Source organism: Flavobacterium sp. (assembly GCF_036741995.1).
Lineage (GTDB): Bacteria > Bacteroidota > Bacteroidia > Flavobacteriales > Flavobacteriaceae > Flavobacterium.
In genome coordinates, this window is the sequence record NZ_DAINRG010000005.1 from 53,630 (window position 1) to 65,191 (window position 11,562).

Annotated in this window: 8 protein-coding genes; all 8 read right to left on the bottom strand. The window is 38.2% G+C overall.

All coding sequences use genetic code 11. The annotated features are described in order from the left end of the window. Positions 1-13: 13 nt before the first annotated feature. The 8 genes from pgi to V7D82_RS03750 all read right to left on the bottom strand — a co-directional run bounded on the left by pgi (position 14) and on the right by V7D82_RS03750 (position 11,559). The gene (gene pgi / locus V7D82_RS03715; RefSeq protein WP_333599628.1) at positions 14-1,657 is read right to left on the bottom strand and encodes a glucose-6-phosphate isomerase; all 1,644 of its coding nucleotides are present in this window, start codon (positions 1,655-1,657) and stop codon (positions 14-16) included. An 82-nt stretch (positions 1,658-1,739) separates the two neighbouring features. Continuing rightward, the gene (locus V7D82_RS03720; protein WP_333599629.1) at positions 1,740-2,966 is read right to left on the bottom strand and encodes a M23 family metallopeptidase; all 1,227 of its coding nucleotides are present in this window, start codon (positions 2,964-2,966) and stop codon (positions 1,740-1,742) included. 22 nt (positions 2,967-2,988) lie between these two features. Beyond that, positions 2,989-3,915: a tryptophan 2,3-dioxygenase family protein gene (locus V7D82_RS03725; RefSeq protein ID WP_333599630.1), complete on the bottom strand. Its 927-nt coding sequence runs from the start codon at positions 3,913-3,915 to the stop codon at positions 2,989-2,991. Beyond that, positions 3,915-4,691 (bottom strand): DUF3108 domain-containing protein, encoded by a 777-nt coding sequence (locus V7D82_RS03730; RefSeq protein ID WP_333599631.1) that lies wholly within the window; start codon positions 4,689-4,691, stop codon positions 3,915-3,917. Before V7D82_RS03730 ends, V7D82_RS03725 begins: the two co-directional genes overlap by 1 nt. Before the next feature lie 290 nt (positions 4,692-4,981). After that, complete coding sequence (gene hppD, locus V7D82_RS03735) at positions 4,982-6,142, bottom strand: 4-hydroxyphenylpyruvate dioxygenase (RefSeq protein WP_333599632.1); 1,161 nt, start codon at positions 6,140-6,142, stop codon at positions 4,982-4,984. Between the two features lie 56 nt (positions 6,143-6,198). After that, positions 6,199-7,356: a homogentisate 1,2-dioxygenase gene (locus tag V7D82_RS03740; RefSeq protein ID WP_333599633.1), complete on the bottom strand. Its 1,158-nt coding sequence runs from the start codon at positions 7,354-7,356 to the stop codon at positions 6,199-6,201. 259 nt (positions 7,357-7,615) lie between these two features. Continuing rightward, positions 7,616-9,259 (bottom strand): amino acid permease, encoded by a 1,644-nt coding sequence (locus tag V7D82_RS03745; protein WP_333599634.1) that lies wholly within the window; start codon positions 9,257-9,259, stop codon positions 7,616-7,618. A gap of 86 nt (positions 9,260-9,345) precedes the next feature. Continuing rightward, positions 9,346-11,559 carry a patatin-like phospholipase family protein gene (locus V7D82_RS03750; protein WP_333599635.1) on the bottom strand — a complete coding sequence of 738 codons (2,214 nt, stop codon included), beginning with the start codon at positions 11,557-11,559 and terminating at the stop codon, positions 9,346-9,348. Positions 11,560-11,562: the final 3 nt, after the last annotated feature.

Below are 11,562 nucleotides of genomic sequence, written 5' to 3' on the forward strand. Positions count from 1 at the left end.
GATTGTATTGTGGTTATTTGGCTTTTAAAAAATGATTTAAAAGGAATTCCGTTGAACTGTCATGGTTTTTAACAGTGGCGGAATGAATTTCGTCTAAAATGGAATTTGCCAGTTGTTTCCCCAATTCAACGCCCCATTGATCATAACTGAAAATATTCCAGATAATCCCTTGAACGAAAATTTTATGTTCGTACAAAGCCACTAAGGAACCCAGCGATTTGGGCGTTAGTTTTTGTATCAAAAGAGTATTGGTTGGTTTGTTGCCGGCGAATACTTTAAAAGGCAACAGGAATGCTACTTTCTCTCCGGATACACCTTGTTTCTCAAATTCGGCTTTGACCTGCGCCTCGGTTTTTCCGTTTAACAACGCTTCGGTTTGTGCAAAAAAGTTCGACATCAATTTGTCATGATGATCTTGGTTGCCATATAAAGGTTTTACAAAGCCAATAAAATCGGTCGGAATCAATTTGGTTCCCTGATGAATTAACTGAAAGAAAGCGTGTTGCGAATTGGTGCCCGGCTCTCCCCAAACAATGGTTCCAGTTTGGTAATTAACAGGTTTCCCATCGCGTCCCACACTTTTCCCATTGCTTTCCATGATGCCTTGTTGTAGGTAGGGAGCCAGCTTTTGTAAATATTGCGTGTAAGGAATCAAGGCTTCGCTTTCGGCACCAAAAAAATTGTTATACCAAATGCTCAACAGCGCCAAAACCACCGGAATATTTTTGTCAAACGATTCGTTTTTGAAATGGTTGTCCATGTCGTGAGCGCCTTGCAATAAGTCGTCAAAATTATCAAAACCAACGGCTAAACTGATGGATAAACCAACGGCACTCCAAAGCGAAAAACGGCCGCCAACCCAATCCCACATTGGAAAAATATTGGCTGGATTGATGCCAAATTCAGTTACTTTTTGAATGTTGGTAGAAACCGCTACAAAGTGTTTGGCCACATCTTCCTGTGCTGCTGATTTCAAAAACCAAGAACGGATGGTTTCCGAATTGGTTAGCGTTTCTTGTGTGGTAAAGGTTTTAGAAACAATCACAAAAAGCGTGGTTTCCGGATTTATTTTTTTGATGATTTCATTCACATGATCGCCATCCACATTGGAAACGAAATGAACATTCAAATGATTTTTATAGAATTGTAATCCTTCCACCACCATTGCCGGACCAAGATCTGAACCGCCAATTCCGATATTCACTACATCGGTAAAAGCCTTTCCGGTGAACCCTTTTCGGGTTCCGGAGATGACTTCGTTTGTGAAGGTTTTGATTTTGTTTTTTACTTCGAAAATTTCCGGCATTACATTTTGACCCTCCACTAAAACAGTAGCATTTTCCGGAGAACGCAAAGCAGTATGGAGTACAGCTCTGTTTTCAGTTTGGTTGATGTTTTCGCCACCAAAATAGCTGGCAATAGCATCTTTCAGCTTCACGTCTTTGGCTAAGTCCTGAAGTAAATTTAATGTCTCTTGATTGATGATGTTTTTAGAATAATCAACTAAAAAGTCATTCCATTGGATGTGAAATTTTTCGGCTCGGGCTTTGTCGCTGGCAAACATTTCGGGCATGGAAACGTTCTTCATTTGAGCGAAATGCTGTTGTAGTTTTTGCCAAGCCAATGTGCTTGTTGGGTTTGTATTGGGTAATGCCATTTTTTTACATTTGAATGACAAATTTACAACTATTGATTGGTAAAAAAAGGGGAATATTTTACGCTAACGATGTAGTTGAGAATTATTTTTTGAATTTCAAATCCGAAATGCTATCCAAAACTTTTTTCAAAGGTAGCATCTGCGCCATGAATTTTGGTTTTAGCCTAGAATCCATTGGAGTGGAAGTTGGCAAATTCAATTTCAACGCATCTACCTGAACGCCATTTTTCCAGAAACGATAACAAACGTGTGGTCCGGTGGCTAAGCCGGTACTGCCCACTTTCCCAATGATTTGGCCTTGTGTTACTCTTTGACCACGCTTCACTAAGATTTTGGACATGTGTAAATATTGTGTCGAATAGGTTTTGTCGTGTTTTACTTTTACAAAATTTCCATTTCCTGTGGTGAAACCGGCTTGTTCTACCACTCCGGCAGCGGTGGTCATGATGGGTGTTCCGGTTGGCGCGGCATAATCGGTTCCTTTGTGGGCTTTCCAGATTAATTGTACCGGGTGGAATCTATTGGCCGAATAGTGTGACGTGATGTTGACGAACTTTAAAGGAGCTTTCAGGAAAAAGTTTTTCAGGGTTTTTCCCTCGTCATCATAGTATTGTTGCTTGCCTTTGCTACCATCCGGAGAGAATGGAAAAGCGTATATTTTCTTGCCTTTGTATTCAAAATAAGTAGCTTTTAAGCTGTCAACGCCATCATAAACAGTATCGTTTATAAATCTTTCGGTAAAGGTCATGGCGAATTTATCGCCTTTTTTAAGCTTAAAGAAATCGATGGACCAGGCATAGATTTTGGCAATTTTTGGTGCCAGAGCCGGGTCTACTTTTAAGTTTTGTAACGTTTCGGATAAGGAACCGTTTAAGGCACCGGCAATGGTTCTGGTGGTGAATTTTACCGGTCTGGTTTTTTTGTGAGCCACCACCGAATCCCTGAAATCAACGATGTAATAATTCAGTCGGTCAGGTTGGTAAATAAAGGCCTGAAGTTTATTGGTTTTGTCTTTCGTTCTTAATAAAAGATAAGGTTTTCCTTTTCGGATGGAACGCACATCAAAAGTGTCTTTTACTTTGGCAACTATATCGTAAACCTGATTCCCGTTTAAGTTTTGTTTTTCTAAAATGCTTCCAAAAGTATCTCCGGACTGTATTGTGTCTTCAACGACATTAAATTCATTTAGCTTAAAACCAAAATCAATGGTAATTGGCATCATCTTGTGTTTTTGTTCCGATTTTTTTTCGGTTTTATCACAAGATACCAATGTTGCCAATGCAAAAAAGAGTATGAGTATTCGTTTCAAACTTCTGATTTTTAGGGCAGGATTATTCGCCCCAGTTTTTTAATTCTTCTTCACTCCACAATTCAGGGAAAAATATTCTTCGTTGGTATTTGGGATGCATGTATTTTTTCCAATCACTACCGCCGGTGGCTTCACCGTTGCCTTGACCGCTTTCTATGTATTTTTTGGCAGCGTTTAAATGTCCCATGACCCAAGTAATATTAACCGTATGGTCATAATGACGCATCGCTTTTACCAGGTTTGAATCTTTTTGATCGGCTTCAGGGAGTTGTTTGAATTTTTGCCAAATATTGATAGTGTTGTATTCTTCCATATAGCGAAGAAACTCCTCTTTGTATTTTCTTTCGAACTCCAAAATCAAATACGATTTTTCACCTGTCGCATGGTCTTTTCCTGCGGCTTGCCAGTACAAATGTTCAAAGGCATGGGTGTAAGGTGTATTTCGGTCAATGGAAGCTCTGAAACGATAATCAATTAAATTAATCAAATCGGTTGAAGAGAATTCTATCATTCTATATTGTGCACTTTGAAACCCGCTGGCCGGAGTCAGAGTGTTTCGGAATTTCATGTATTGCGCTACTTCCATACCATCGCCCATGATGTCGAAAGACGTGGTAAGCATGTCAAAATAACGGCTGATTCTGCGTAGTTTTTCGGTAAAGAAATTGGTTTGGGGTTTATCGGTATGACACAACTGATTGATTTCCCACAGGATCATTTTGAACAACAATTCATTGACCTGATGGTACATGATAAAAACCATTTCGTCAGGCAAAACGGTTCTTTGTGTTTGTAAATTCAGTAGTGCATCGGTTTGAATATAATCCCAGTAGGTTATAGGTTTTGACCAAAGTAAACCTTCGAGATGAGTGTCGATTTTTTGATTGATGGCTTCAAATTTTTGTTCTAAAGCTTCGAGTAATTGGTCAGTTTGTGTCTTAGTGTTCATTAGTCATTTAATTTAACCATAAAAGGATTTTTCAATCCTTTGAATCCTTCTAAATCGGCTTTGATAGAACCAACAGCAAGACTGGCTTTTATTCGCAATGGTATTTTGTTTTCATCGTCTGAAATCCAAACGGTTAAGCTTTCTTCTTCTTTGAAAACTCTTCCGGATTGTACGATAGGTCTGAAAATCATGGTTGGAGCGGTTCCAAATTTAGTTTTTATATTTTCTCTCCCTATGAATTTTAACTTAAACTTAAAGGTTTCATCATCGAAAAACATATCCACTACTATGGATTCGCCCACTTTTAATTTATCAATATTCGGATGGTTTCTTAAGAAATAAAAAGTGGATATGATGTCCTGTACATTTTCGCTAACGGAGAATGTTTTATCGGTGTTGTTTTTATAATCTTTTATCTGAACTTTATTGGCATCCTGATTAAAGAAACCTTCTTGGTTTTTGGTATAACCCCCTTCGTCAATTTTTCGAACAAACTGATATGGTTTGTTAGTTACTTTATCAAAATAACTTTCGTAATTGTCATCTACTTTAAAAAACAGACGTGACATTCCGACAGTATATCCTTTACCAATAGCGTGATAGACTTTTTTGTTGTTTTTTACAGCTTCTTGCACTTCGAGGGTGGCATATCCGGCATTGATAAAACCATAATGGATTCTGAACTTGAACCATTCGCCTGAATCATAAGCCTCCGGTTTTTGAGAATTGAAACTTACAGTGATAAAAAGCAACAATAAGAAGAAATATTTTTTCATGTTTTTATTTGTTTTTATACTGCAATTGCAATATCCGTTCCAAAAGTATTAAAACAAAAAAACCCAGTCAAATTAATGACTGAGTTTTTATGCTATTAACCAACCAAAAAACTATAAATTATGAAAATTTATCCAAAAAGTTGAGGAAACCACTCCTCATTTTTTGATGGTGCAAAGATAATTACATTTGTTGTGAATTTTCAACAATAAAATCAACTTTAACATTAAATTAATAAAATATAGCTTCTAAAAAGGTCGTTTTTTAAATTATCATCAATAAAAAGCAAATTTTACAATGTTCCTCGCAACATTTGTTCTCTTTCAATAGATTCAAATAAAGCTTTAAAATTTCCGGCACCAAATCCTCTGGCGCCCATTCTTTGAATGATTTCGAAGAATAACGTTGGTCTGTCCTCAATAGGTTTGGTAAAGATTTGCAATAGATACCCTTCGTCGTCAGCATCAATCATGATTCCTAATTTCTGAAGCTCAGTAATATCTTCTTTAAACTTATGCATGTGATCTTTCAATCGCTCCGGAATGGCATCATAATAAGCTTGTGGAGGGGTACTCAAGAACTCAATCCCCCGTGAACGCATATCGGCAATGGTTTTGATGATGTCATCCGTAGCCACAGCAATATGCTGAACGCCGGAGCCTTCATAAAAATCTAAATATTCTTCAATTTGAGAACGTTTTTTCCCTTCAGCCGGTTCGTTGATTGGGAATTTGATTCTTCCGTTGCCGTTGCTCATGACTTTACTCATCAAAGCCGAATATTCCGTAGTGATTTGTTTGTCATCAAACGAAAGGAAGTTCACGAACCCCATAACATCTTCGTACCATTTTACCCAAATATTCATTTCATTCCAACCTACATTTCCAACCATGTGATCCACATATTTCAAACCAACTGGTGCAGGATTGTAATCGGATTTCCATTCTTTATAGCCCGGTAAAAAGGCTCCTTTGTAATTTTTTCGCTCCACAAACATGTGAACCGTTTCGCCATAAGTATAGATTCCGGCGCGAACTACTTCGCCATGTTCGTCTTGTTCAACAGTTGGCTCCATAAAAACTCTGGCGCCTCTTTTTGTGGTTTCTTCAAAGGCAGAACGGGCATCTTCAACCCACAGCGCTACTACTTTTACACCATCGCCATGCTTTTTAACATGTTCTCCGATAGGCGAATCACTGTTTAATGCCGTGGTTAATACTAAACGGATTTTGTCTTGTTTCAAAACATAAGAAGCCCTGTCTTTTATTCCGGTTTCTAAACCGGCATAGGCGTGCGATTGAAATCCAAAAGCTGTTTTGTAAAAGTGCGCCGCCTGCTTTGCATTACCAACATAAAATTCTACGTAATCTGTTCCTAAAAGCGGAAGGAAATCCTGCGCTCCTTCAAATATTTTTTCTAGTCCGTATTCAACGGATTTTATTTCTTTTGACATAATATATTAGTGTATTTGAGCGGTAAAATGAATTACCAAAAGTTGTGTTTAAATTTTTATTCTACCCAAGATTTATAGTATTGACCATCGTCCAATCCCATGGCTTCTTCTGTTACCATTAACGGTCTGAAAGTATCCACCATAACAGCTAATTCCTGCGTTTCGGTTTGACCAATGCTTCTTTCCATGGCACCTGGTGCCGGTCCGTGAGGAATGCCTTTTGGATGCAGCGTGATGTGACCCTGTTCAATATTATTTCTGGACATGAAGTCGCCGTCAACATAATACAACACTTCATCGCTGTCGATGTTGCTGTGATTGTAAGGCGCCGGAATCGCTTTCGGATGGTAATCATACAAACGCGGACAGAAAGAACAAACCACGAAAGTGGCGGTTTCAAAAGTTTGATGTACCGGTGGCGGTTGGTGTACTCTTCCCGTTATTGGTTCAAAATTGTGAATGCTGAATGCATAAGGGAAATTATAACCATCCCAGCCCACAACGTCAAAAGGATGCGTGGCATACACTACTTCGTGCATCATGCCTTCTTTTTTGATTTTGATTAAAAAATCCCCTTTTTCATCATGCGTTTCCAATTCTATTGGAAGTTTGAAATCGCGTTCGCAAAAAGGCGAATGTTCCAAATGTTGGCCGGAGGCGTTTTTATATCTCTTAGGAGTATAAAAAGGTGCGTAAGATTCCACATAAAACAATCGGTTATCGGAACTTTCAAATTCAATTTGATAAATCATACCGCGCGGAATAATAAGATAATCACCGTATTCAAAAGGAATATTGCCCATCATCGTGCGCAGTGTTCCTTTGCCTTTGTGGATAAAAATCATTTCATCAGCATCGGCATTTTTGTAGAAATAAGAAGTCAGTGATTTTTTCGGAGCAGCCAGTCCAATGATGCAATCTCTGTTGACCAGCATGGCTTTTCGGCTGTCCAGAAAATCGTCTTCCGGTTTTAACTCGAATCCTTTTAAGAGGAGTGATTTGATGTTTTTTCCGATGGCAATTTTAGGCTCAACGGAATAGGATTTTGTGATTTCCTTGACTTGTGTCGGGCGATGAACATGATACAACAAGGAAGAATGGCCGTGAAACCCTTCTGTTCCAAAAAGCTGTTCGTAATACAAACCGCCTGTTGGTTTTTCAAACTGGATGTGTCTTTTTTGAGGGAAATCGCCAAGTTTATGATATAGTGGCATAGTCTTTTAATTTGAAAATGAGAGAATTTGAAAATAACTTTCAATAGTAATTATTCAGATAAAAGGAATACGACTCACTCAGGATTTCTCTTGATGAGGAATTTTAAATGTGCTAATAAATTATCCCATTTTTTCATTCATACAAATATCGGAAAAATATAAATGCTGAAAATGATAATTATCAATTTTTATAAAATCAAAAAAGGATTAAGGAGTCTATGAAAACTCTTTAATCCTTTCCAATTAGAGATATATTCGTTTAATTTTCTTTGTTCATTTTAAAGCTAAAAGCATATACCAGAGCATGTACCGCAGCAAAAACTAATGAAAAGTAAAATAAGAGATGATCGTCATTTTTAATATCGGCATGATGGATAAAAGCAATGATGACAAGCGCAATTACCATTCCTATACCGGAAAGTGCCACTGTTTTATAACTTTTCAAGCTAAACGTTCCTTTGTTTAGGACGCTGTTTTTCATTCCGTAGAATAAATAAAAATCAAAGCCAATCATCATCCATACTATAAGTCGAATCCAAGTGTCTAGGGGTAAAAACACCATCATGAATAGACAGACAAATACTCCGGCTATTGGTACAAATGGTACAAGCGGTGTTCTGAAAGCCCTTGGAGCTTCAGGCATTTTTTTACGCATAATCAATACGCCTATACATACCAGAATAAAGGCAAAAAGCGTTCCTATACTGGTCATTTCTCCAACAACTCTTGCCGGAACAAACGCAGCAAAAGCACTTACGATAATCATGAATAATAAGTTGTTTTTGGCAGGAGTTCTGAATTTTGAATGTACTTCTGAAAACACTTTTGGCATTAATCCATCTTTACTCATAGAGAAGAATACTCTGCTTTGTCCCATCAACATGACTAATATTACGGAGGAATAACCACCCAAAATAGCTAATAAAATAGCATTGTTTAACCAAGGATACGCAGGAGTTATCATACCATTTGGACCGACAGATCCCATCGCTTCCACAGCCACAGCCACAGGAGCAATTCCGTCTTTTCCAGCAAATGCCTGATAGTTTACTACACCAGTCATTACATGCGCAAATAGAATATACAGTATGGTACAAATTCCTAACGACAATAAAATACCGATAGGCATGTCTCTTTTAGGGTTTTTAGCTTCCTGAGCAGCCGTAGAAACGGCATCAAAACCAATGTAGGCAAAGAACACAATGGCTGCAGCTCTGATGATTCCTGAGAAACCAAATTCTCCAAATTTCCCAGTGTTTTCCGGGATGTATGGGTGATAGTTTTCCGGTCTGATGTATTGCCATCCTACTGCAATAAAGACCAAAACTACAGTAACTTTTAATAAAACAATCAAACCATTTACAAAGGCTGATTCACGAGTCCCGCGTATTAATAATAACGACATTACCATCACTATTACAACGGCAGGAATATTGATGATTCCTCCTTCAAAAGGAGAAAGCATATAAGATTCATTGATGTGAATGCCATAGCCACTCAAAAATTTTCCAAAATACCTGGACCAACTAATGGAGACTGTGGCGGCACCTACAGCATATTCAAGAACTAAATCCCAACCAATAATCCACGCCATGAATTCGCCCATAGTAGCAAAAGAATAGGTATAAGCACTTCCGGCAACCGGAATCATGGATGAAAATTCGGCATAACACAAACCGGCAAATACGCAACCAAAGGCCGCCACAAGAAATGAAATTGTGATAGCCGGGCCAGCATTAACCGATGCCGCTAATCCGGTTATTGAAAATAAACCAGCTCCAATGATCGCTCCAATTCCCAAAGCAACTAATCCAGGCGCTGTTAGTGTTTTCTTTAATCCTTTTTCAGACTCGGTGGCTTCTGCAAGAAGTAAATCCAAAGGTTTTCTTTTCCAAATTGACATAAAAGAGAGTTTTAGTAATAGATTTTCAAATATAGTTTTTTTGTTTTAAATCAAACACAAAAGGGTTTTTATTACCAAGTCCGATATTAAAACCAGAATCCCACACTTATGAAAGTATAGCCTTTATTCAATTCCGGCGACCAGGTATATTTCAGTTCTACCGGACCAATAGCGGATTCTAAAGCATAGCCAATAGCGTATCCGTTGTATTTCGGTTTGGAAAGCCAATGTCCAGTTTTGAATAAATCGTCTTCAATATTAGCATAATTAGCTGCAAAATTGATGTGGTTTTTTTTGTAAATCTCATAGTCTAAAGTAAAGCAAGACTTGATGTAACTATCCGCCGAAACACTCAAAAAATCATAGCCATAGAAATGCTTGAAGTTATTGATGGTGTTAAATCCGTAGCCTCCGAGAATAAAATCAAAGAAGTGAACACTGTCACCACCAACCGCAAATCCGGCTTCTGATTGTACTTTTAATGTGGCTTTTTTGCAAAAGGCTTTGACAATGCCAATTTCGCCTTTGGCAATGGAGTAGCGGTGAAAATCATTGGTGTAATCCGATGAATACAGGAACGATTGAAAATCACCCGAAAACAACCAACCCTTTTTTGGGAATAATTTATTGTCAAAAGAATCGTATTTCATATACCCAAAAACACTGGCGTAATCACTGTTTTCAAAGGTTGGCGAAATAGTGCCCAAATTATCCGATCTGATTTTTAAGTGTTTGTATTCAATCCCGGCACCAATTAAAAATTTCTGGATAAAAACCGTTTGCATGTAAGCCTGATTGGTCAAGTCCGAAAAATCAATATTGATGCTGTTCAATCCCAATTGGGTCAACAATTCTCCATTTTTAAAATCGGTAGACACATTTCGATTGAAAGCATTGTAGCGCGATTTCAAACCAAAACTCCAATAAAAACCATTGTCTATATAATAATCTAAAGTGTATCGAATATTATCGCCAAGCCCTACATCCAGAGAAACGACGTCGTTTTTAAACAATGTTTTTTTCTGCGTAATGTTGGCCAAAACAGCACTTTTATACAAGCCGTCATAATGCAATCCGAATTTCAAAAAGGTCTTGGTTGGATTTTCGGTTAAATTCAATTGCAGTTCATCGCCGCCCTGAAGCGGTTGCAAAGTGTAACTGATGCGGCTGAAATTTTGCGTAGCATTGATGTTGTTAATCCCTTTTTTTAAATCGGAGTAATTTATTTTAGAACCGTTTTTAAAGCGAAGTTTTCCCAAAACATAAGCTCTGGTATAATTGTCCAGCTTGTTTACATTGATGCTTTTTATCAATAAAGTATCCTTTTGAACCTTGAATTTTTGAAGTTGGTACGGTTGATACGGATTCACCAGTTTTTTGATTTCATCCATCTGAAGCATAGCCGCTTCTTCGCCTTTTTTGATGATTTCCTGTCCTTCGTCAAAGGAGATTACACCATAATTGGAAATGTCGGGTTTGATGTAAATATCAGTGATTTTGACCTTTTCTTTCATCTTTTTGATCATGTCCAAATTGGTAATCTGAACCAGGATTCGCGTAGCATCTTTCAACGACTTTCGGTCTTTCAAATCATCCTGAACATCCACACCAATGATAATGTCGGCACCCATTTTACGGACTTCTTCTGCCGGATAATTATTCACCACACCGCCGTCAATCAACAATTTGCCGTCAATTTCAACTGGAGAAAACAAGGAGGGAAATGCCGAACTGGCCAACATGGCTTGTGCCAAATAACCACTTTGCAACACCACAGGCTCGCCTTTTTCAATATCGGTTGCCACACATAAAAACGGGATTGGAAGTTTGTTAAAATCCGTGACGTGTCTTACTTTGTGCGTTAGTTTGGACAACAAATTGTAATTATACATTCCTTTGGAAAGCGCTATCGGAATCCCGATTTTGAGCTTGTTGAACGGCAACGAAATGGCATACATTTCATCGTTTCGCTTTTCGTAAAAACTTTTGGAAGACCGCGGAATATAATCCTGCAGCAATTCACTAAAATCAGTGTTGTAAAAAATGGAATCGATTTGCGTCGCATTATAGCCCGAAGCATACAATCCACCAACGACCGCACCCATGCTGGTTCCGCCGATGTAGTCAATTTTCACGCCGGCTTTTTCGAGTGCTTTTAACACACCAATGTGAGCAAATCCTTTGGCGCCACCGCCACTAAGCACTAAACCGATTTTTGGGCGTTTTTTGTTGATAGTATCCTGCGCAACAACAGCTTGCAGCAAGAACAGACAAACAAAAACCAGTAGTGTTTTTTTCATAAA

What these genes read in the sequence shown, in the direction of transcription:
- pgi (WP_333599628.1), bottom strand. Translation starts at nt 1,657, where the DNA reads ATGGCATTACCCAATACAAACCCAACAAGCACATTGGCTTGGCAAAAA.
- V7D82_RS03725 (WP_333599630.1), bottom strand. Translation starts at nt 3,915, where the DNA reads ATGAACACTAAGACACAAACTGACCAATTACTCGAAGCTTTAGAACAA.
- V7D82_RS03730 (WP_333599631.1), bottom strand. Translation starts at nt 4,691, where the DNA reads ATGAAAAAATATTTCTTCTTATTGTTGCTTTTTATCACTGTAAGTTTC.
- hppD (WP_333599632.1), bottom strand. Translation starts at nt 6,142, where the DNA reads ATGTCAAAAGAAATAAAATCCGTTGAATACGGACTAGAAAAAATATTT.
- V7D82_RS03740 (WP_333599633.1), bottom strand. Translation starts at nt 7,356, where the DNA reads ATGCCACTATATCATAAACTTGGCGATTTCCCTCAAAAAAGACACATC.
- V7D82_RS03745 (WP_333599634.1), bottom strand. Translation starts at nt 9,259, where the DNA reads ATGTCAATTTGGAAAAGAAAACCTTTGGATTTACTTCTTGCAGAAGCC.
- V7D82_RS03750 (WP_333599635.1), bottom strand. Translation starts at nt 11,559, where the DNA reads ATGAAAAAAACACTACTGGTTTTTGTTTGTCTGTTCTTGCTGCAAGCT.